The sequence below is a fragment of the Tautonia marina genome (assembly GCF_009177065.1).
In the GTDB taxonomy this organism is placed as follows: Bacteria; Planctomycetota; Planctomycetia; order Isosphaerales; family Isosphaeraceae; genus Tautonia; species Tautonia marina.
In genome coordinates this window covers 279,195-299,612 of record NZ_WEZF01000002.1, presented here as the reverse complement: position 1 = coordinate 299,612, position 20,418 = coordinate 279,195, and the positions used below count along the sequence as shown (strand labels likewise).

18 protein-coding genes and 1 pseudogene are annotated in these 20,418 nt (G+C 61.9%); 5 read left to right on the top strand and 14 right to left on the bottom strand.

The annotated features are described in order from the left end of the window. Window positions 1-27: 27 nt before the first annotated feature. The gene (locus GA615_RS03760) at window positions 28-1,611 is read right to left on the bottom strand and encodes a GTPase domain-containing protein (RefSeq protein WP_235905056.1); all 1,584 of its coding nucleotides are present in this window, start codon (window positions 1,609-1,611) and stop codon (window positions 28-30) included. Between the two features lie 259 nt (window positions 1,612-1,870). Here GA615_RS03760 and GA615_RS03755 point away from each other — a divergent pair, with 259 nt between their 5' ends. Next, window positions 1,871-2,155 (top strand): hypothetical protein, encoded by a 285-nt coding sequence (locus GA615_RS03755; protein ID WP_152049919.1) that lies wholly within the window; start codon window positions 1,871-1,873, stop codon window positions 2,153-2,155. Between the two features lie 55 nt (window positions 2,156-2,210). Here the strand turns inward: GA615_RS03755 and pheT are convergent, their stop codons facing one another. The 8 genes and pseudogenes from pheT to purN form a co-directional block, all read right to left on the bottom strand. Further along, window positions 2,211-4,235 (bottom strand): phenylalanine--tRNA ligase subunit beta, encoded by a 2,025-nt coding sequence (pheT, locus tag GA615_RS03750; RefSeq protein WP_152049918.1) that lies wholly within the window; start codon window positions 4,233-4,235, stop codon window positions 2,211-2,213. Window positions 4,236-4,264: 29 nt separating this feature from the next. Next, window positions 4,265-4,915, bottom strand: coding sequence for a Uma2 family endonuclease (locus GA615_RS03745; RefSeq protein WP_152049917.1), 651 nt, complete (start codon window positions 4,913-4,915; stop codon window positions 4,265-4,267). A gap of 30 nt (window positions 4,916-4,945) precedes the next feature. Beyond that, the gene (locus tag GA615_RS03740) at window positions 4,946-5,185 is read right to left on the bottom strand and encodes a hypothetical protein (protein ID WP_152049916.1); all 240 of its coding nucleotides are present in this window, start codon (window positions 5,183-5,185) and stop codon (window positions 4,946-4,948) included. A 142-nt stretch (window positions 5,186-5,327) separates the two neighbouring features. After that, the gene (gene pheS, locus GA615_RS03735; protein WP_152049915.1) at window positions 5,328-6,326 is read right to left on the bottom strand and encodes a phenylalanine--tRNA ligase subunit alpha; all 999 of its coding nucleotides are present in this window, start codon (window positions 6,324-6,326) and stop codon (window positions 5,328-5,330) included. A gap of 105 nt (window positions 6,327-6,431) precedes the next feature. Next, complete coding sequence (rplT, locus tag GA615_RS03730; RefSeq protein WP_152049914.1) at window positions 6,432-6,824, bottom strand: 50S ribosomal protein L20; 393 nt, start codon at window positions 6,822-6,824, stop codon at window positions 6,432-6,434. 162 nt (window positions 6,825-6,986) lie between these two features. Next, window positions 6,987-7,202: pseudogene (gene rpmI, locus GA615_RS03725) on the bottom strand (50S ribosomal protein L35); the annotation flags it as partial. Window positions 7,203-7,550: 348 nt separating this feature from the next. After that, on the bottom strand, window positions 7,551-8,078 hold the full coding sequence (gene infC, locus GA615_RS03720) for a translation initiation factor IF-3 (protein ID WP_367096140.1): 528 nt from the start codon (window positions 8,076-8,078) through the stop codon (window positions 7,551-7,553). A 223-nt stretch (window positions 8,079-8,301) separates the two neighbouring features. Further along, window positions 8,302-8,964, bottom strand: a complete 663-nt coding sequence (purN, locus tag GA615_RS03715) for a phosphoribosylglycinamide formyltransferase (protein WP_152049911.1) — start codon at window positions 8,962-8,964, stop codon at window positions 8,302-8,304. 1,206 nt (window positions 8,965-10,170) lie between these two features. Here purN and GA615_RS03710 point away from each other — a divergent pair. The 4 genes from GA615_RS03710 to GA615_RS03695 all read left to right on the top strand — a co-directional run bounded on the left by GA615_RS03710 (window position 10,171) and on the right by GA615_RS03695 (window position 14,515). Next, window positions 10,171-10,959, top strand: a complete 789-nt coding sequence (locus GA615_RS03710) for a transglutaminase-like domain-containing protein (protein WP_152049910.1) — start codon at window positions 10,171-10,173, stop codon at window positions 10,957-10,959. A gap of 234 nt (window positions 10,960-11,193) precedes the next feature. After that, on the top strand, window positions 11,194-11,967 hold the full coding sequence (locus tag GA615_RS03705) for a hypothetical protein (RefSeq protein WP_152049909.1): 774 nt from the start codon (window positions 11,194-11,196) through the stop codon (window positions 11,965-11,967). Next, on the top strand, window positions 11,964-12,929 hold the full coding sequence (locus tag GA615_RS03700; protein WP_152049908.1) for a beta-ribofuranosylaminobenzene 5'-phosphate synthase family protein: 966 nt from the start codon (window positions 11,964-11,966) through the stop codon (window positions 12,927-12,929). Before GA615_RS03705 ends, GA615_RS03700 begins: the two co-directional genes overlap by 4 nt. Next, window positions 12,926-14,515 (top strand): non-canonical purine NTP pyrophosphatase, encoded by a 1,590-nt coding sequence (locus tag GA615_RS03695; RefSeq protein WP_152049907.1) that lies wholly within the window; start codon window positions 12,926-12,928, stop codon window positions 14,513-14,515. The genes GA615_RS03700 and GA615_RS03695 overlap by 4 nt, the downstream gene beginning before the upstream one ends. A gap of 271 nt (window positions 14,516-14,786) precedes the next feature. Here GA615_RS03695 and GA615_RS27345 read toward each other — a convergent pair whose 3' ends face one another. From GA615_RS27345 to GA615_RS03670, 5 genes are all read right to left on the bottom strand, one after another. Further along, a complete protein-coding gene (locus GA615_RS27345) occupies window positions 14,787-15,365 on the bottom strand; it encodes a hypothetical protein (RefSeq protein ID WP_161602149.1) in 579 nt (192 codons plus the stop codon). Window positions 15,366-15,380: 15 nt separating this feature from the next. Continuing rightward, complete coding sequence (gene ileS, locus GA615_RS03685) at window positions 15,381-18,239, bottom strand: isoleucine--tRNA ligase (RefSeq protein WP_152049905.1); 2,859 nt, start codon at window positions 18,237-18,239, stop codon at window positions 15,381-15,383. Between the two features lie 111 nt (window positions 18,240-18,350). Next, the gene (locus tag GA615_RS03680) at window positions 18,351-19,196 is read right to left on the bottom strand and encodes a purine-nucleoside phosphorylase (RefSeq protein ID WP_152049904.1); all 846 of its coding nucleotides are present in this window, start codon (window positions 19,194-19,196) and stop codon (window positions 18,351-18,353) included. 89 nt (window positions 19,197-19,285) lie between these two features. Then, entirely contained in the window at window positions 19,286-19,714 is a 429-nt protein-coding gene (locus tag GA615_RS03675) for a TPR end-of-group domain-containing protein (protein ID WP_152049903.1), read from the bottom strand. Window positions 19,715-19,917: 203 nt separating this feature from the next. Continuing rightward, complete coding sequence (locus GA615_RS03670) at window positions 19,918-20,283, bottom strand: hypothetical protein (protein ID WP_152049902.1); 366 nt, start codon at window positions 20,281-20,283, stop codon at window positions 19,918-19,920. Window positions 20,284-20,418: the final 135 nt, after the last annotated feature.

Here is a 20,418-nt window from a genome sequence, read left to right as displayed (position 1 = left end):
CCCCGTCGGACCCTTCCGAGTTCGGGATTACTCCTCGTCGTCGTTCTCGGGTCGACTCGCGGAGCGGTGCCGCATCGACCGCCAGAGGTGCTTCCCCTGCGTGCCGATGGACGAGAAAAGCCGACGGGCCTTCGATCGGCTCGACTGCCGATGCAGGTGACGAAGCAAGGCGATTCGCTCGGCATCGGGAAGCCGTCGGGCGATCGCCGGCAAGACCGTCTCGGCCACCGCGCCGGGGGACTGATCCCCCAGCTCGACGGCGATCACGCGGTTGATCCCCTCCGGCAGTTCGGCTTTCAACGCGGCAATGGCCTCGTCCCTGGCGATGGGCTTGAGGGTGGTCCCCACGCTTGCCCCTTCGGCAGCACCCGACCCCCGGAAGTCGGACACATCGCGGAAGCGATTGAACCCGGTCACGACGACCAACGCGGGCGGGCGATCGAGGTGTGGCTGTTCTCGGTACGCTTCGATCCACTCTCGGCAGAAATTCAGGTCATCGCTCAGGTCGCCCCGTGAAGCATCGGCGACCAGAATGAGGAAATCTCCCCCCTCGGCCGCGGCCACGGCATCCTTGCGGCTACTGCGCTCCCGAGCCGTATCCGGCCCCGGCATGGCCCGATACCCAGGGATTTCCAGGAACGTCACCGATTCGAGCCGATCGGCCAGGCCTGGCTCTCGGCCGGCCTGGATCAGCTTCGCCTTGACTCCCGAGAGGTCATCATCCCCAATCGACTTCTCCAGGGCGGCGATCAGAAGCGACTTGCCCGCGCCCCGACCGCCGGCAACCGCGATGACCGGGGTCGGCCCCTCGTCGTGCGTCGCGTCGGCCTTGGCATGCACCCGGCGGGTCAGGCGTCGGTAATGTTCCGATCCAATCGCCAGGCGACCGCTGTAGAGTTCGACCAGATGCAAGCCAAGCCGGTTGACATACGCCCGAAAGAACCACCGCATCAACGACCGCTGCATGTTTCGCCAGGCGGGCTGAGCGATCAGTTTTTGCGTTCCGAGCCGGGCGACTCCCGCCACGGGAGCGAACAGCGGAAGCAGATACGTGTAAATCTCATTGGCCCGGTTGACAAGATTGGCCGCGTCGATCGCTTGCTTCCAGTGCCCAGGGGTGACGATGTCACCGCCGGGAATTTGCCGACAGAGCCGGTTCAGGTCCTCGGCGGCCAGCTCCAGGGCCGTCAGGAGTTCGACCACCGAGACGTTATCCATCGGGTCGCGAGCGCCCGGGTGGTAGTGCCGGGCCAGGGCGACGGCCAGCTCTCGTCCGGTGTTGATATAAATGTCACCCACCGTCAACGCCTCGATCGCCGCCTCGTCGGCCCGCTTGCACATTCCTTGCACGATCTGCCAGGCTTCCCGATCTCGAGGGCTGAACGTCTGGGGAGCATCCCAGTCGAGCGGGGGCAAAAGCGGGTTCGACGACCTCGTCCAGCGATCCGCCAGATAGGCGAACAGCGCGTACGAACCAATCCAACTCAGCGCCACCGCCGTCACCCAGAGCCAGCCGTGCTCCAAGAGCCAGAGGGAACCAATGACGACGTAGATGCCGAACGGCACCACGATCAGGGCGATCAGCACCCAGGCCCGCCAGTTTCGGAGCACGTCGAGACCCCCCGTGATTGCGCGATCGCTCAGGACTCTCCGAGCGAGCCGCGGCGCCGGAACTCACCCGGTTCATCAGACCATCGGACGCAAAATCAAACCCCTATCGTCGGCCCGGTTCCTTCGATTTTCAAGTCGATCGCCGACGGCCCCGTAGTCCCTGGTCGGCCTGATCGCTATAACGGCGACAGAACGGGCCGGTCTCGACGGGAGATTGCCCTGCAATCGCGGAAGCCGATGCAACAAGAGGTGTGCTTCAATGACAGCCCGATGGTTCCGATCGCAGTGGTCGTTAGGATGGATCGTCTCGCTCGCCCTGGGGTTGAGCGGATGTGGTGGTGGGGGAGAAGCCGGGATCGACGAGGAGATCGACTTCGGCGAATCCGCTCCAGAGGTTGCCAGCCCGTCTGAGCTGGAAGCCGAGGCCGGCTCCGAGCCGGTGGTTGAGGAGGAAATCGTCGAGGAGGAAATCAGCAACGAGGAGGCGCCCGTCGCCATCACCCCTCCCCTCGACGCTCCCGCTCCGGAGTCGGAAACCCCGTGATTCGAGGGGCTCGACCCGAAGTCTCGGACCCTGAGAATCGGCCCCCGGCCTCCGATCAGGAGGCCCGGAGGGTCGCGTTGAATCGAGTCCGACAGGCGTCGATGATCTCTCGGATCGACGCCTCGACCTCCTCGCCGGTCAAGGTGCGATCAGCGCTCCGGAAGGTCAGGCCGAAGTGAAGACTATGGCAGCCTTCGGGAATCCCGGCCCCTTCGAAGGTGTCGAGAAATTCGACCGATTCCAGAAGCGAGCCCCCGGCATTGCGTGCAACCTCGGCGAGCGAGGCCCAGGGAAGGGCCTTCTCGACCACCAGTGACAGGTCTCGCGTGACCCCCGGGTACATCGGGACCGGGTGATAGGGCGGCACCAGGTCGGCGCGATCGATCAGGGCATCAAGCCCCAGTTCGGCCGCGGCGCAAGGGCCTCTCAGGCCGAATCGGCGCGCGGCCTCGGCGTCAATCTCTCCGGCGTAGCCGAGGTGCATGTCCCCGAGCAGCAACTCGGCCGAACGGCCCTCGGCCATCGGGAAGGGGGAGGCCGGTCGGCAGACAAGCTGATCCGCCAGATGAAGCCGATCGAGCAGGGCTTCCACAATCCCCTTGATCGCGAAGAAATCCGAGCCGGCAATCAGCGCCACCCGAGGCGATTCATCGGGCAACGGACGCTCGACCCGGGGCAGGTAGACGTGGGCCACCTCGAACAGCCGGGCGTCGGCGTTGCCGTGCGACTGGTTGTACGACCGGGCGGCGAGCAGGCTCGGAACGAGGCTCTGGCGCAGGGCGCTGTTCTTGCGGAAGTCGGCGTGCTCGGCCCGGATTGGCGGCTCGACCGGCAGGGGATCGAGCGGCGCGACGAGTTCATCGGACACGAGACTAAAGCAGACCGCCTCGTCGAATCCAAGGCCGGTCAGGGCGTCTCGCACGGCCCGTTCGATCCGCTCGCGACGACCGAGGCTGGAGGCGGCAAGCGGAACCGGTTGATCCTCGGGGATATGCTCATACCCATAGACACGAGCCGCTTCCTCGATCAGGTCGATCTCCCGTTCCAGATCGCTCCGCCAGGTCGGTGGGCGGAAGGTGGCCGCGTGCTCGTCATGCCAGATCCGTTCCAGGCCGAGCGAGTCAAAAATGGCCTCAACCCGAACCCTGGGAATTTCGATCCCCAGCACCCGCTCGATCTGTGAAAACCTCAGCATGATTGCCGGCCGCTCGGGAGCAGGCTCGGAAGCCAGGTCGATCACCCCTTCGTGCAGGGTGCCGCCGGCAAGTTCCAGAATCAACTGAGCGCACCGCCGGCTGGCCCAGTCGGTTCGTTCGGGGTCCATCGCTCGCTCAAACCGGTAGCTCGACGGACTCATCAAACCGAGCCCTCGGGATGTCCGACGAACCGAAAGCGCATCGAACTGGGCCGCCTCGATCAGGATGTCGGTCGTCTGGTCCCCGATCTCCGTCTCCAGGCCGCCCATCACCCCGGCCAGCCCGACCGGACGCTGAGCGTCGGCAATGACAAGCATCTCAGGAGTCAGTTCATACGTCTTTCCGTTGATGGCAACGAGCTGCTCACCGCGACGGGCCTTGCGGACGACCAGACGGTGTTCGGCCAGGGTCTTCAGGTCGTACGCATGCAGGGGTTGGCCGCATTCGAACATCACATAGTTAGTGATGTCGACAATGTTATTGATGCAGCGGACGCCCAGCGTTTCCAGCCGTTTTCTCATCCACCAGGGGCTCGGGCCGACCTTCGCTCCGGTGACGATCCGAGCCGTGAAGCGTGGGCAAAGGCCCGGCTCCTCGATCGACACGGAGGTGAGGTCGGTCACGGACGAACCGGATGCCGGGGGATTCGCCTGCGGTTCCCGAAAGGTTCGACCGCCGAACACCGCGGCAATCTCTCGGGCCACGCCGAGATGCCCGAGGCAATCGGAGCGGTTGCTCGTGACTTCCAGGTCGATGGCGAGATCGCCTCCGACCTCAGCCGTGCCTTCGTGGTTCAGGCCGGTCAGGGCAAGGCGTTCGGCCAGGTCATCGGCCGGCATGTCGAGCCGGACGTAATCGGTCAACCAGTTCCAACTGACGATCATGATGGTAAGGTTCGACGGCGTTCGGGAGTTCAGGTGCGGGGAGGCGGAAGCGGACCCGGCTCGGCAGGTCCCAGAAGGGCGTCCACGTCCAGCTCGACATCGGGCAGGGCAGTCGGGGCGACGGTTTGTCCCCGGCTTCGGATCAATCGTTCGGTGTAGATTCCGTGATTCGGAGTCCGATGCATCGCGATGCGTTGTTCGATCAGGTCGATCAGCCAGACTTCGGTCACGCCGAAGCGGGCATAAAGCCCGAGCTTGGTGCCACGGTCGTAATCGCTCGAGGAATCCATGACCTCGATCAGGAGCAAGACATCGGACGGTCGCGGGTGGGCCGACGCGTACCCACCCTCGCGTCGCTTGACGATCATCAGATCAGGCTCGGGCTCGGAGTGGTCATCCAGCCGGAGTGGATTCTGAACGCGGACAATCGCCCGACCCACCAGGAGAGGAACCAGGATCTCGACAAGTCGGTCAACGACATCCGCGTGCCTCGGACCGATCGGGCTTATCGCGATGAGATCCCCTTCAATCAACTCGATGCGCGAATCCTCGTGGAGGAAGCCAAGCTCGGCCAGGCGGTGGTAGTCGTCCACGGTGAACTGGACGCGGGCCGGTCGAGCGTCGAGCGCTTCCGAAGGCGGTGGCGTTGCCGGGTTCGGGGATCGAGTCGCGGTCGCCATCGGGGAGGGGACTCCGAAGGGGCCGGGGGCTCAGACTTTGGTCTGATCAGCGTAGGACTTCACGTCTTCGATGGCCAGTTCGATGGACTTGCGACGCCAGTCCGTCAGGGCCGAGTCGAGCGCTCGGGTCAGGTGGTTGACGAGTTGAGCGGCAGCGGCGGCGGGGTTGTCCCCCTCGGCCCGGATCTCGGGGAAGTCGCGGTGGTGAGCAGCGGCCAGTCCGGCGGTCGCGCCGGCGGTGACAATCACGCGGTCTTCGCCTTGGGACATCGTCGAAACCTCGGGTGAGACAGGGGCGATGCTCGAAGCGGCGGGGTTGGGATGGTCGCTCGTTCCGGATCAGCCTGTCGGGAGGATGGTCGATCGGTGGTGGGACCAGGATCGAGCGATGATGCCGCTCGATCGCGCTCAGTCAAAACTGGGAAAGGAACCGTACATCATTCAAGGTGAACTGCCGGATGTCGTCGATTCCGTGGCGTCGCATGCAGAGGCGCTCGACACCGAGTCCGAAGGCGAAGCCGGTCACCTCGTCTGGATCATATCCTACGGCGCGAAGGACGTTCGGGTCGACCATTCCGGCCCCTCCCATTTCAACCCAGCGGTCGCCACCATGCCAGAGCATGTCGACCTCGACGCTGGGCTCGGTAAATGGGAAGAAGGAGGGACGGAAGCGAATCTGGACGTCCTCGCCGAGATAGCCTTCGGCAAAGAGGCGAAGGGTACTCTTCAGGTGGGCCATCGTGATCCCACGATCGATCATCAGCCCCTCGATCTGATGGAACATGAACGAGTGGGTGGGATCGACTTCATCGGGGCGATAGACGCGACCAATGGCGACGATCCGAACGGGAGGGGCCTGACGCTCCATGACCCGAATCTGAATCGTGCTGGTCTGACTGCGAAGCAAGGCGCCGTCGCTCAGGTAGAAGTTATCGGCGGGGTCGCGAGCCGGGTGCGACGGCGGGATGTTCAGCGCCTCGAAGTTGTGGAAGACATCCTCGACCTCGGGCCCTCGGGCCACACCGAAGCCGAGCCGACCGAACAGGTCGATCAGCTCGTCGGCCGTCTGGGTCAACGGGTGTCGATGACCGAGCCGGGGCCGAGGCGTGCCGGGCCGGGTGACGTCGAAGCCAGAGACCGCGGCTTCGGGACGTTCAACCCGTTCCTTGGCCGATTCCCAGGCGGCTTCGAGCGCCTTCTTGACGGCGTTGAACCGTTGACCGTACTGCTTGCGGGCGGAGGGCTCGATCAGCTTAAGCCGCTCCTGGGCGGCCTTGATCTTGCCTTGCTTCAGGCCGAGGTACTCGATCCGAGCGGCTTCGACCTCCTCCGGATGGGTGGAGGACCGGAACGATTCGAGGCCGGAGGCTTCGAGGGATTCGAGCTCGAGGATCGCCGTGGAAAGGTCCATCAATCAGGTCGGATGGGAACCGCCCACCCGCTCTCGGGGGGAGTGGGCGGCGCCCACCTCGGGGAGGGTCTGTCGTCACACAAAGGCTGTGAGCCGGATGAGGCGTCAGGCGGTCGCGGCGGCAGTGGCCGGAATCGCGCCGATCTCCTGCAGCTTGGCGCGGACACGGTCGGCGATGACATCGAAGGTCTCGGGATCGTGAATGGCCAACTCGGAGAGACTCTTGCGGTCGAGGCCGATCTCGAGCAGCTTCAAGCCCTGGATGAACCGGCTGTAGCGCAGACCACGCATCTCGGCGGCGGCGCTGATGCGGGTGATCCAGAGGCGGCGGAATTCCCGCTTCTTGGTGCGACGGTCGCGGAAGGCGAACATCCCGGCGCGAAGCAAGGTTTCCTTGGCCGTGCGGTAGAGCCGACGACGACCGCCGACGAAGCCCTTGGCCTCTTTCAACAAACGCTTCTTGGCCCGTCGGCGGGCCGATCCTTTCCTCGCGCGCATCGCTCAGGTTCTCGACGATCAGGGAGGGGGCTTGGGACAAAGAATTTTGAGTTCAAGGCGTCGATCAGGTCGTTACTCGGCCGCCGGAGCATCGGTGGCCCCGTTGGTTTCGAGCTGTTCCTGGGCGGCGGCCGCGGCGGCGAGGGCCGTGGCGAAACGACCGTGCCCGGCTTCGCGACGCTGCAAGGCCCGGCGGATTTTGTGGGCCATGGCCTTATTGTCCAGGACGGCCGGCTTGCGCAGTCTTCGAATGCGCTTGCCGCTCATGTGGCTATTCAAGTGGGAGGAGCCGCAACGCTTGTGAACGACCTTGCCGGTCGCAGTCACCTTGAAGCGCTTCTTGGTCCCCTTGTGGGTCTTCATCTTCACCGAAGGCATCGTCGTCTGGCCTCGTCTGTGCCCGGTCGGAGCCGGCCGCGGCCGGGCTACCTGCGCTCGGGGTGATCGCTCGGGGATGTCGGTGGGACGCAGGTTGCGTCAGGTCGCAACGCAAGCCCGGAAGAGGAGAATCGTACCATGAGATCGCTCCGAATCCAATCCCGATCGGAGTCCGAGGAGCAAAAATTACCCCCCGAGCCGAAGGCAATGCGGTTCGGCTCGGGGGGGATGATCGGTCAACGGGAGATCCGACGGTCGAAGCCGCGGGGGCGAAGGCCGACTCAAAGGGTGGCCTGGGAACCCCGCGGAGCGGAGCGAATTCGGACTCGGACTCGGACTCCATCAGGATCAACGCGGGGCCACGATGGCGGTCATCCGGCGTCCTTCCATCGAGGGAGGCTTTTCGACCTTGGCCACGTCGTCGAGGGCGGCGATGACCTCCTCGAGCACGCGGCGGCCTTCCTCAATATGGGCCATCTCTCGGCCTCGGAACAGCACGTTGACCAGCACCTTGTCCTTGTGTTCAAGGAAGTCACGCGCCTTCTTGACCTTGACCCGGATGTCTTCGTCTCCGGTTTTCGGTCGGACGCGAATTTCCTTGACCTGGACCTGATGTTGTTTCTGTTTGGCGACTCGCTTTTTCTGTTCGTATTTGAACTTGCCGAAGTCCATGATCTTGCAGACCGGCGGACGCTCATTCGGCGCGACCTCGACCAGGTCCATGTCGGCCTCTCGGGCCAGTTCCAGGGCCTTGGATGTCGGGATCACGCCGAGCTGGGCACCGTCGGCACCAACGACCCGGATCGGCGAAATGCGAATCTGATCATTCACGCGCTGAGTTTTCTCGCGCTCGGTTCGGTCAAACGGCGGTCTGATGGCGTCCTCCCCCGGGACGATACGGATCAACCTCTGATGGGGACTGGTGAGGATTCCGGCCCGATTCGACCCCGAGGCCGGCACCATCCCGCATCCGCGACGCCCACCCCGCGGCAGGTCGTGTTTCGTCGCAGAGGCAATCTTGATCTATAACGGGTCGAGCTCGAACAGTCAAGCAAATCGCAGTGATTCTGCGGGGTGATTCCCCGAAAATACCCGGGAATCACTCACGCAACGGGTCGAGTTGGCGGACGCGGCGGCCCTCGACCATCAGACGCCCTTCGGCATACAGCGCGATGGCTTCGGGCAGGGCCTGGCGTTCGGCGGCCTGGACACGTGCGGCGAGGGTGGCGGGGGTGTCGTCGTCGAGCACGGCAACGGTGCGCTGAAGGATGATCGGGCCGTTGTCGTAATGCTCATCGACAAAGTGAACGGTGCAGCCGGACACCTTCACGCCCAGGTCGATCGCCGCGCGATGGACCGCCTCGCCATGGAATCCCTTGCCGCCGAAGCTGGGCAAGAGGGCGGGGTGGACATTGATGATCTTCCCTTCGTAGTCGCTCGGAATCGGCAGCAAGCTGAGAAATCCGGCGAGGACGACCAGATCGGCCCCCGACGCGCGGATTGGCCCGAACAGGGCGGCTTCGTAGGCTTCGGGCGTCAGGTCGCGCTTGCGGACGACCGCCACGGGCACGCCGGCCCGCTCGGCCCGCTCGATGGCCCCGACCCCCGGCTTGCTGACGATCACCTGGACGACCGAGGCGATCAGACGCCCTTCGGCGATCCGGTCGAGGAGGTTCTGTAATGTCGATCCGCTTCCCGAGGCCAGGACGGCCAGGCGGATCGGCGGCTCGGTGATCGGAGGGGTTCTTGGGGCGTCGGGCATCGGAGTCGGGGGGCCTGGGGACCTGGGATCGGAGTTGTTGCAGCGAATCATACGCGATCATCGCGGCCAAGGAGTGTCCGGAACGACGCGGATCGATAGCGCTCGGGGTTGAATCGATGCGGAGGCGGGAGCGCCCAAGAGATTGCCTCGGGTGCGCCTTCGGGAGCGCTTCCGGAACGCGGGGTCGTTGCGGCGTTTGGTGTTGTCTGAACACGGGTTGCGTCGAATCGGTTGGCTTCGTTCCGTGGATTGCGTGCGTTGAGGGAAATGGCTTCGTTTCGGCAACGCGATAGAGAATGACGCCGGTGAGGGGCGGCGCAATGGCTTTGTTTCGTCAGGCCGATCTGTGCCAGGAAGGATCGTGTTCTGAGGATGGGGTTTCGAGGACGATCGGGGCCTCTCGTCGGAGGCCCGGGGGCATCGTCGCCGGATCGGGTGCGCTGCAGGGTGCGCCTGAGGTGCGCTCTGGGTGCGCCCCCCCCCCGCAAGGATCGCGGTTGGTGTTTGTGCTGCAATGATAAGGGTTTGTGTCGATGGTCCTGGCTTCGTTCGGGGAATTGGCAGGTTGCGATGGGTTCGTTTGGTCAGCGTGTCGGGGGTGCGATGGGTTCGTTTCGTCACGCGAGGGAGGATCGGGCCGCAAACGCGGGGCAAGCCGGGTCGCAACCAGGGAAGGGCAGGGGATCGGGGCGTGGAAGGAGCCCGAGGAAGATCGTTGTCGGGAGGCAACGGGAGGACGCGGAGGGTGAGGCGGTCGCGATGGAGGGAACACGGGTGCGGACTCGGGGACAACGGGGAGGAGACGGGATCGAGTGGGCTCCCTCGTGGTCGTTGGCGCTCGCCGAGAGGGAGGCAAGGGCGGGGAGACGATCGGCCACTCGTGGGGATCGTCGGGAGGGCGGAGACCTTCCTGTCCCTTACTATCGTGATTGGGACGAGGGGCAGTCACACAAAATGGTAAGGACACGATAACGGGGGCCGTCTTGATCGTCTCTGAATGGGTGGTTCGAGCGGATCGACGTACGAGCGCACCTCGACCCGTTGCCAAGCAAGGGGCGATCCCAGGTGTCACCGGGTCGCCGCGTTCTGTTGGTGAGCAGGTGCCCGGTGTTCCCTGATGGACGGACCTTCAAATCTTCCCGCCTTGCTCGGACCGAACGCTATACTGATGGGAGCCAGGGATTGGAGTCGAAGGGGAGTCTCAGCATGCGCTTGGCAGTCCGGGTCGCCGCGACCTACGAATTGCAGGATGAGTCGTTCGGCTGCCTGATGGTCGAGCCGTCGTTGAGCGGGGAACGGCATCGGGTGGTCGAGGAAGACTTGACGACCAGTCCGACCCGATCGTGCGTCCTGGGTCGAGACCTCTACGGCAACCCTCAGCGGCACTTCATCGCGCCGAAGGGTCGGTTCTCCTTCGCATTTTCGGCCACCGTCGAGGTCGAGCCGAATGCCGAGATCCCGGAGGATGCCGTCGAACATCCGGCTCAGGACCTCCCACCCGAGACCTTGATTTATACCTTGCCGTCGCGTTATTGCGAGTCGGACGTGCTCTCCCGGATGGCCCAGAGCGAGTTCGGCGATCTTGCCCCCGGCGCCGGTCAGGTCCGGGCCATCGCGGACTGGGTGCGGAGTCGGGTCGAGTATCGCTACGGCACGACCGGCCCGACGACCTCGGCCCGGGGGACGGCGATTGATCGGGTCGGCGTCTGCCGCGATTTCGCCCATCTCGTCATCGCGTTCTGCCGGGCATTGGACATCCCCGCCCGCTACGTCTCAGGCTATGCCCTGGGGCTCGAACCGCCGGACTTCCACGGCTATGTTCAGGTCTTCCTGGGTGGGGCGTGGCACAATGTCGATGCCACCTTCGCGGGCGTCAGGCCGGCCCTGGTCCCAATCGCCGTCGGCCGCGACGCGACCGACGTGGCGATGATGACGCTCTGGACGCCGCATGAGGTGGTCGAGCAGTCGGTGGAGGTTCGGCAGGTTGGCGAGTGATCCGCCCCATCCTGACAGTTCAGCCAAGCCATTTTAGCCTAACGCCACACGGTGTCTAATTATAAGTGCTAACATTGAGGATGCTCACTGTATTGCCTTTACGCCCTCTTTGTCTCTTCCCTTATCCTCTTTCTGCCTTCTCCAAACTGCCAACATGCTGGTAGAATTCTTATTATCTCAATTACATGGTCTCTGGTCTACTTCGCAAGGCATTGAGCTGGAGGGATTTGGTTGATGGGCAATGCTTTCCTAAACCCAAAGCATTGGATTTACGTGCTTTGCCATCTTTTGCTAATCGTCATCGGTTTCGCTGTGTATGGTATCAGCTCTAATGGCTTGTTCATCGGTATTGGAGGTTCGCTAGTAGCCACTGGATTTGCGGGATGGATCATATTTGTGTATGTGTTAATTTCGGAAGACGTTAGCGAGCGGTTAAGGATCCTTACCGAGTTCGGATTCTCTAATGCTTTTGAAGGGCGATCCGTTCGAATTCGCGACCAATATGACCAGCGACTAAAAAATGCCCGCGAAAAGATTGACATTATTGGGTTTGGGCTCAGTGCATTTCGCGAGGATTTCGGAAATGAATTTGAATCGTGGAAGCATCGCACAAGCGTCAGAATCCTGCTGATCGATCCGGAGTTTCCGTCTCCGGACTCAAATTATGCTGATCAGAGAGACAAAGAGGAAATGAATTCGGATGGCAAAATCGCGGCGGACGTTAAACGCTTTGTGTCAGCTGTCAGCCCACTAATTCGGAAGAGTGGCCCCAAGAAATTTGAGATCCGGTTTTACCGATGCCTGCCGACCCTCAATATTCTGAGGATTGATGACGAACTGTTCTGGGGACCATACCTGATCAAGGAGCAGAGCAGAAATTGTCCCACGTTCTTGGTGAAACGAGGTGGGATTCTATATGACAAATTCGTAAGTCAGTTCGAACAGATCTGGGCCAGCGATGAATGGTCCAGGGCAATACCTCCCGAATGGCTCTCCGCCGATAAATGATCAAGATCCGTTCATTCCCGCGACTGCACTTCGGCCTGCTAGACGTTTCTGGTTCAGGACATCGAGCGTATGGTGGTTCGGGCGTCATGCTCGATGCCTTACCAACAGAGGTTTCGGTTGGTTACGAGCCTGTAGGGGAGGTACATGCGCCAATCGACCAGACTGGGCGACATGATGTCGCCTCCGCTCTTGAGCGTATGCGAGCTGCCTATGGCCTAGCTCAAGGATTCCACTCAATTCATCGACTTCCCCCACAGCATATCGGTTTAGGCACAAAAACAAGTTTGATAATGGCTGTACTAAAAGCGTGGGAAAAGATCAGTGGGATAGACATTCCTGATCGACAGCTTCAACTGTTGAGTGGTCGCGGTGGCGCGTCAGGGGTCGGCATTCATGGATTTTTCCATGGAGGGTTTGTTGTTGATGCTGGCCATCCCTCAAACTCAGTGACTTCCTATATGCCCTCCGCTGGACATCGCCCCCGCGATGTTCCATTGGTAACGATAAAAAGCAAGGTCGAGGAGCGATGGCGATTTACGCTCATATTGGCCGATGGACGAAAGTACTATGACGGCGTTGAAGTGGATTTCTTCAAGCACAATACACCAATACCGGCAAGCGAGGCCAGGGAGGCGATTGAGATAACCCATCATGGCATTGTTCCTTCAGTCATTAGTGGCGATATCGAATTAATGAAGACCGCTCTTAGGCGCATGCATGGGTGTGGCTTCAAAAGGAGGGAACTCTTGGGTCAAACTGATCAGGTGAGACACCTGCTGTCGGATTTGGATGAGCTACGAGGGTGCGCCGTAGGCATGAGCAGCATGGGTCCACTGGTCTATGTTATCGACGCGAGCGGGTCGCAAACCATTCGGCCTCAAATATTAGATTGCGTCGCTCGCCACGGTGCAAAGGTGCTAGCTTACTGTCCAGCGAGGAATTCGGGGTACGAAATTGAATGAGAATATTACACGCTCGCCCATCCTTAAGAGAACAATTTTTAGTCGCACCCAAGCGGATCGAGGTCTACTTCTACACTTCAAGTACGGATAAATTTTTGCATGCGTACACCGTTTTTGAGCGATCTGGTCTGGCATTAAAACATTTCAAAAGTAGGACGGACCCTTATGCTGAGGACTATTCTCTCGGAAAGCATGGCCTTTTAACCCTGGCACTTAAAGAGATTCTGGGCCAGATCGGAACCCAATCGGTTTTTTTTGTCGAGGATACGTCTCTTCGCATCGAAGCTTTCAGCAATGAAGAGGATTATCCTGGGCTGGATGTTAAGGATTGGTTCAACAGAATGACATTCGATGAACTAAATTCAAGGCTCGCTGGATTTGAGAGGACCGCGACGATCAAGTCGGATATCGGCCTGCATGTTCCAGGGCTTCGGAGACCGCTTTTCTTTCATGGAGAGGTCACGGGCCAGATCGCATTAACGGCACCGGCCTTCGAGCAAAATCCCCAATACCCTTGGCTGACACCGAACACGTTCAATGGTTGGCTGATTCCTGATGGTTCAACAAAGCGGCTTGGCGAAATGTGCCTTGAAGAGTCCTGGCAGTATGACTTCCGTACTCAAGCATTGGAGTTGGTTTTGGATCGTCTGGAAGAATACACGGCAACCCTGAACTTGCCTCCCCATGCCTACACCCGCCTGAGGAAAAATATTCCCGACCAGCAGCCTTTGCTTTTTTCCCTCAACAGGCCGGTGTACATCGTCGTCGGAAAAACTTGCGCCGGGAAGAGCACTTTCGGAGCCCGCGCGGTCCAGAAGCATCGGCTGAAATGGGTAGAAGCAAGCAGTGTCCTACGAATGTTCCGTAGTGAATATGACTTCAATCAAGCGAGCGATCTGGATTTTGCTAAACACATACTCGACACCTACGGCTACGACGCTGTTGCCCGAAAAATTGTAAGATTGTATGGAAATGACGCAGCGGATGGTCTCGTTATTACAGGCTTTCGAGCCATAGAGGAATTAGAGACAATCAAAGCCAGCTTCCCTGAGGCTCAAGTGCTCCTTATCGAGGCGACCGATAGGGCTCGCTTTCAGCGTCACCTGGGACGGGGACGAATAGAAGAAATTAAAACGCTTTCTGCCTTTAAGGATCACGACATAAAGCAATGGAGTATTGGCCTGTTGAGAGTTGCAGAAGAGTTCGCCGACATAAAGATTGTCAACGAGGGCACTTTGGATGACTTTTTCCAGAAGGTCGACGCCCTGCTTAGCGGCGTCGGATCAAAGTCGATTCCCGGCATTTCACTGCATGTAAATCCGCGCCGCGGATTCCAGGAAAATCAGATCTATCGATGCCTGTATGTGTTGAATCAAGCTGCCCGGCCATTGTCCTGCGACGAGATTCAATACCTCACAGGCCAGAATGGTTCTGCGGTGCTTCACAATAATGCCAATAAGGTCTTGAAGAAAGTGCCAGAGCTGGCCAAACGCTACGCTATGCCCAACGAAAGAGTTCATTACGAGATCACTAATGCAGGGAGAGCGTATATTCGTTATATGGGATCACGAATGGGCGTTCATTAGTCAAAATTATTTCATATATTTGTCTGTTTGCTGTCTTAACGGCTGCTGTCCGCCTTCCGCCGAAAATGTATACATCCAGAGCTCATGCGGATCGCTCTCTGCGGTACGACGAAGACGACTCCGGGGAGTCGTCTTCGTCTAGTTAAGTTAGTTCCTAAGTTACAAGAGGAACGGAGAAAAGGGAAAAACAGGATATCCGTATTTGTCCTATTGAAAATTTCGCCGGGTCCGTCACGTCTACGACGATCCACCCAACTAGACGATTTGACCCTTACGAGGCGGTCCCGTTGGTCGAGTTGGCGGAGCTGGCGACGAGCCAGAGGGCGTTTTCGTAGGAGCCGCCGAAGTCGATGCGGGTGATCTCGTCGAGGGGGTAGGTGTCGGGGAGGTCGTCCCAGGAGGCGTCGGGGGTGATGTGGCGGAGGACGACGCGGTCGGGGTGGGTCTCGACGACCTGGCCGATCCAGCAGACCTCGGGGTCTTCGTCCTCGGTGTGGATGGTGACGAGGGAGAAGGCGGCGGTGGCGGTGCGGAGCAGGTCGGGGAGGCTGTCGAGGTTGACCGAGGGGGTCGAGGGCCGCGCGAGCCCGCGGAGTTTCAGGGCCGATTCGACGAAGGCGGCGTGGGGGGCGGGGTCGTCGAGCCGGGAAATGTCGGCGAGACGATAGACCTGGTAGCCGTCGAAGCGGATGCCGTGGCCGACGACGGCGAGGAGGACCAGTTCGGGGCCGAGGGCAAGGACGTAGCCGTCTTCCCAGCCGTCGGTGAAGGATCGGGTGATGCGGACGAGGGAGCCGGCGTCTCGGGCGTGTTCGAGCCGGCTGCGGAGGTCGGGGTCGGATGAGGACATGATCCGGTGTTCCTGTCAGGTTTGGGGAGGCGAGGTGTTTGCTTCTCGGATGACCTGGGAACAGCGGAAGCAGAGGGTCGGATGTTCCTGGTCCTGCCCGACGGTCGGACGGAGGTTCCAGCAGCGCTCGCACTTCGGGTGCGGCGATTTCTGGACGTGGAACCAGATCTTGCGGTCGGGGAGGTCGATGGCATCGTCCGGGCGAGTGTCGGCGAGGACGACGTCGGAGACGATGAACATGCGTTCGAAATGGGAGCGGAGGTGATCGAGCGAGGCAAGGACCTCGGGGGCGGGGCTGCCGACGGTGACGAGGGCCTCCTGGTTGCTGCCGATGACCTTGGCGGCGCGGAGCTTTTCGAGATCGCGGAAGACGACCTCGCGCGATTCGCGGAAGAGATCCCAGTCGAGGCCGCCGGGGCGGGGGTCGTCGAACGAGGGGTCGGCTTCGGGCCAGGGGGCGAGGTGGACGCTCGGAGTCTTGGAGGGGGAATCGGGGATGAGGTCCCAGATTTCCTCGCTCGTGTGGGGCATGATCGGCGCGAACAGGCGGGCCAGGCTCGAATGGATGCGGGCCATAACGAACTGGGCGGCGCGGCGTTCGGGGCCGGTCGGGTGCTCGGCGTAGAGGCGGTCCTTGAGGACGTCGAGGTAGAAGCTGGAGAGATCGACCGAGCAGAACTGATAGAGGCGCTGGAAGGCCCGGTAGAAGTCGAAGGCGTCGAAGGCGGCGGTCGCCTCGCGGATGACGGTGTTGAGGCGGTAGAGGGCCCAGCGGTCGATCGGGTGCAGGGTCGCGGGGTCGACGCTTTCCGGGTCGAAGCGGGCGTAGTCTTCGAGGTTGCCAAGCAGGTAGCGGAAGGTGTTACGGATCTTGCGGTAGGCGTCGGACATCTCCTTGATGCCGCGCTCGCTCATGCGGACGTCCTCGGCGTAGTCCATGCTGGAGACGTAGAGGCGGAGGACGTCGGCGCCGTACTGCTCGGTGGCCTTGACGGCGTGGATGACGTTGCCGAGCGACTTGGACATCTTGCGGCCCTGGTCGTCGACGACGAATCCATGCGTGAGCACCGTTTCAAACGGAGCCTGGCCGGTGGTTCCGACGGCGGTGAGGATGGAGGACTGGAACCAGCCGCGGTGCTGGTCGGAGCCTTCGAGGTACATGAAGGCGGGGTACGGGCCGGAGTCGTAGCTTGGTTCGCGGACAACGGAGCGGTGGCTGGAGCCGGACTCGAACCAGACGTCGAGGATGTCGGTCCCTTTTTGCAGGTGTTCGACGGGGTGGGCGTCGGTGTCGAGGTCGGGGGGGATGAGGTCGGCGATGGGGCGAGTGAACCAGGCGTCGGCCCCTTCGCGGGCGAACAGGTCGCGGTAGAAGCGGACGGACTCGGCGGTGAGGTGGTGGTAGTCGTTCCGCTCGTCGAAGAGGACGGGGATGGGGACGCCCCAAGCGCGCTGTCGGCTGATGCACCAGTCGGGGCGCTGGCCGACCATGGCCTCGATGCGGGCCTGGCCCCAGGAGGGAAGCCAGCGGACCTGGTTGCGGATGGCGTGGAGCGTGTTCTCGCGGAGGTTGTTGCGATCGACGCCGATGAACCACTGGGCAGTGGCGCGGAAGATCACCGGCTTCTTGCTTCGCCAGCCGTGCGGGTAGCTGTGGCGGAAGTTGAAGTGATGAAAGAGTGCGCCGACGCTTTTAAGGATCTCGATGACCTTCGGGTTGGCGGCGAAGACCTGGAGGCCGACGAGGTCGGCGGGGACGCCGTCGGTGTCGAGGAAGCGGCCGGAGGCGTCGACGGGGCTGATGACGGGGAGGTGGTACTTCAGGCCGGTCTTGTAGTCGTCGGCACCGTGGCCGGGGGCGGTGTGGACGAGGCCGGTGCCGTCTTCGACGGTGACGTAATCAGCCAGGACGAAGGAGCCGGCGCGGTCGATGAAGACGTGCTGGTACGAACCGCCTTCGAGATCCTTGCCGGTGCAGCGGGCGACGATTGCGTAATCGGTGATTTGACGGAGGCCCATCACCTTCTCGACGAGCTGCGCAGCGAAGAGGGTCTGGACGGTCTGGCCGGATTCGGGGTCGGTGTAGCGGACGCCGGCGTATTCGAGGTCGGGGTGGGCGGCGATGGCGACGTTGGCGGGGAGGGTCCAGGGGGTGGTCGTCCAGATCATCGCGTGCCAGGGGCCGGGGCCGAAGTCGGCCGGCAGGGCGGAGGTGATCGGGAAGTTGACGTAGATGGAGGGGGAGGTGTGCTCGGCGTATTCGAGCTCGGCCTCGGCCAGGGCGGTGCGGTCGTGGATGTCCCAGTGAATCGGCTTGAGCTGGCGGAAGACGAAGCCTTTTTCGACGAGGTCGGCCAGCACGTCCATGATGCCGGCCTCGTAGCGGGGGTCGAGCGTGAGGTAGGGATTGGCCCAGTCGCCGGAGACGCCGAGGCGCTGGAACTGGGTGCGTTGGATGTCGACCCACTTGAGGGCTTCGGTCCGGCAGAGTTCGCGGATCTCGGGGAAGGACATCGAGGCGGCCTTGGAGCCGAGGTCCTTGGCGACCTTGTGTTCGATGGGAAGGCCGTGGCAATCCCAGCCGGGGACGTAGGGGGCGTCGAAGCCTCGCATGGTGTGGTAGCGGACGACGATGTCCTTGAGCACCTTGTTGAGCAGGTGGCCCATGTGGATGTCGCCGTTGGCATAGGGGGGGCCGTCGTGCAGCACGCGACGGGGGCTTCCCTTGCGGGCGGCTCGGATCTGCGGGTAGAGGGACATCTCCTCCCAGCGGGCCTGGATTTGAGGCTCGCGCTGGGCGAGGTTGGCCTTCATGGCGAAGGCGGTTTTGGGAAGGTTCAGGGTGTCTTTGTATTTTTTGACGTCGGTGGACATGATGGTCTGTTTCAAGAGAAACGCCAGGGGACGAAGATCCCGCCTCCAAGGTTTGATGGAGGAGGGGGCTTCGTCCCCCGACAGGGAACCGACTCCCAGAGGAATACTGGATCAGGAAACGTTGAGGCGCTCGATGACCTTCGTGACAATTCGCCGAAGTTTTCCTTCGGCCTCGTTGGCAACGGCGATGATTTCCTCAATCTTGACCGGTTCGAGGGCGTCGGGCAGGCAGAGGTCGGTGACGATCGAGAAGCCAAGGATCTTCATGCCGGCGTGGACGGCGACGAGGACCTCAGCGACGGTGGACATGCCGACGACGTCGGCGCCGATCCCCCGGAGGTAGCGATACTCTGCGCGGGTTTCCAGGTTCGGGCCGACGATGCCGACGTAGACGCCGCGATGAGCGGGGATGCCTTCGTCCAGGGCGATCGAGAGGGCGAGGTCCTGGAGTTCGCGGTCGTAGGGCTCGATGAGGTCCGGGAATCGGGGGCCGAGGCGGTCGTCGTTCGGGCCGATCAAGGGATTGATGCCGGCCAGGCCGGGAAGGTTCAGGTGGTCATCGATAACGACCAGATCCCCTTTCCGGTGTAGGGGATTCAGCCCTCCGGCGGCGTTGGAGACGATGAGGGTTTCGCAGCCGAGTTCCTTGAGGATCCGGATCGGAAAGGTGACCTGAGCCGGGGAATAGCCTTCGTACAGGTGGAACCGGCCTTCCATGGCGATGACCGGAACCCCGGCGAGGGTGCCGCAGACGAGGCGACCGGCGTGGCTCTCGACCCCGGTGGGGTGGGGGAAGTGGGGAATCGCCTCGTACGGGATGGTGGCCTCGGCCTTGATCTGAGACGCAAGCTGACCGAGGCCGGTGCCAAGCACGATGCCGACGCGTCCGGTGCCGGGCCATTGTGATCGAACGGCGGCTGTGGCCTCCTGGACGTCGTCCCAGCGGTGATACTGCATCAGAAGAGGGTTCCGGGGCGATTCAGAGCCGAGCAAGGGTGGAAGGGGGATGGAAAACCAAAGGTGGGTCGGGCCGAGCAGCGAGAGCCTTAACCGCGACGAAGAATGCGGGCGAACCGAGGATCCTGGCGCAGGGCTTTCAGGTCGGGGTCACGAAGCATGTGGCGGAAGTGGCGGTAGCCGAGATCGACGGCTCGCGTCAGCGCGTCGAAGGCGGGATCGATCATGCCGAGGACCGCGTAGCTGCAGGCCAAGTTGTACCAGGGGATGGGACGGTCGGGTTGCAGTCGCGTCAGACGGCGGTCGAGCTGGAGGGCCCGGGTGGACTCGCCCCGACGAGCGAGGTTGTTCGCTTGCACGCGGATCGCATCGACGTAATAGGGATCTCGATCGAGAATGCGCCCGATGAACTCGACCTCAAAATCGCGCTGAGATTGCTCGCGCAGGCATCGGGTCGAGGTCTCGGACGACGGCCGATCGCGGTCGGAGTTGCCTGGCAAGTGATTAGAGGCGGCCATAGCGCAACGCTCCCTTCCCGTCCGGTCGCCGGCCGAACTCGACGTGGCGTTCGGATCGGACGTTCAAGCCTACTACACTACGACGCCAAGACACGTTATGCCAAGCCCTCGTGTGACAAGAAGGACAAAACGAACGGTCGGGCGGCCCGAGCGAGGGGCCGTCCGGAACCGAACGATGGGTTGAGGTCGATCGTCAGGGTTGCTCAGAGGTCTTCCTCGTCGTCATCAATCTCGTCGAGATCGTCATCATCGTCGTCGTCGAAGTCGTCATCATCGTCGAGGTCGATGTCACCGAGATTATCGAGGTCGTCGTCGTCGTCGAAGTCGTCGTCGTCGTCGTCGTCGTCGAAGTCTTCGTCGTCGTCGAGATCGTCATCCTCGTCGTCGTCGAAGTCGTCGTCGAAATCGTCGTCTTCGTCGTCGTCGGCCAGATCGTCGTCGCCGGTCTCTTCCTCGTCATCCTCTTCAGGATGTCGGGCGAGGGGATCCGCAACGGCCCATTCCGCGAGGAGCAGGGCGGAGTTCGTGTCGTCCTCGAGGCAGGCGAGCGGGGTCGGGAGGTCCCACATGGGGTCGGTCCTCTTGCCAGGACGGCTCGGGCCGATTGGGTCGGCCCGAAGGGTCGGGGCGGGAATATCGAGTCCGAAAGCTCTCCGCCGGACCAGTTTGGGCCGGAGGAGACATACTGGTAGTCTCATGCTGAA

What these genes read in the sequence shown, in the direction of transcription:
- purN (WP_152049911.1), bottom strand. Translation starts at nt 8,964, where the DNA reads ATGCCCGACGCCCCAAGAACCCCTCCGATCACCGAGCCGCCGATCCGC.
- GA615_RS03695 (WP_152049907.1), top strand. Translation starts at nt 12,926, where the DNA reads ATGAGAATATTACACGCTCGCCCATCCTTAAGAGAACAATTTTTAGTC.
- ileS (WP_152049905.1), bottom strand. Translation starts at nt 18,239, where the DNA reads ATGTCCACCGACGTCAAAAAATACAAAGACACCCTGAACCTTCCCAAA.
- rplT (WP_152049914.1), bottom strand. Translation starts at nt 6,824, where the DNA reads ATGCGCGCGAGGAAAGGATCGGCCCGCCGACGGGCCAAGAAGCGTTTG.
- pheT (WP_152049918.1), bottom strand. Translation starts at nt 4,235, where the DNA reads ATGATCGTCAGTTGGAACTGGTTGACCGATTACGTCCGGCTCGACATG.
- GA615_RS03680 (WP_152049904.1), bottom strand. Translation starts at nt 19,196, where the DNA reads ATGCAGTATCACCGCTGGGACGACGTCCAGGAGGCCACAGCCGCCGTT.
- GA615_RS03670 (WP_152049902.1), bottom strand. Translation starts at nt 20,283, where the DNA reads ATGTGGGACCTCCCGACCCCGCTCGCCTGCCTCGAGGACGACACGAAC.
- pheS (WP_152049915.1), bottom strand. Translation starts at nt 6,326, where the DNA reads ATGGACCTTTCCACGGCGATCCTCGAGCTCGAATCCCTCGAAGCCTCC.
- GA615_RS03745 (WP_152049917.1), bottom strand. Translation starts at nt 4,915, where the DNA reads ATGGCGACCGCGACTCGATCCCCGAACCCGGCAACGCCACCGCCTTCG.
- GA615_RS03740 (WP_152049916.1), bottom strand. Translation starts at nt 5,185, where the DNA reads ATGTCCCAAGGCGAAGACCGCGTGATTGTCACCGCCGGCGCGACCGCC.
- GA615_RS03675 (WP_152049903.1), bottom strand. Translation starts at nt 19,714, where the DNA reads ATGGCCGCCTCTAATCACTTGCCAGGCAACTCCGACCGCGATCGGCCG.
- GA615_RS27345 (WP_161602149.1), bottom strand. Translation starts at nt 15,365, where the DNA reads ATGTCCTCATCCGACCCCGACCTCCGCAGCCGGCTCGAACACGCCCGA.
- GA615_RS03705 (WP_152049909.1), top strand. Translation starts at nt 11,194, where the DNA reads ATGGGCAATGCTTTCCTAAACCCAAAGCATTGGATTTACGTGCTTTGC.
- GA615_RS03700 (WP_152049908.1), top strand. Translation starts at nt 11,964, where the DNA reads ATGATCAAGATCCGTTCATTCCCGCGACTGCACTTCGGCCTGCTAGAC.
- GA615_RS03755 (WP_152049919.1), top strand. Translation starts at nt 1,871, where the DNA reads ATGACAGCCCGATGGTTCCGATCGCAGTGGTCGTTAGGATGGATCGTC.
- GA615_RS03710 (WP_152049910.1), top strand. Translation starts at nt 10,171, where the DNA reads ATGCGCTTGGCAGTCCGGGTCGCCGCGACCTACGAATTGCAGGATGAG.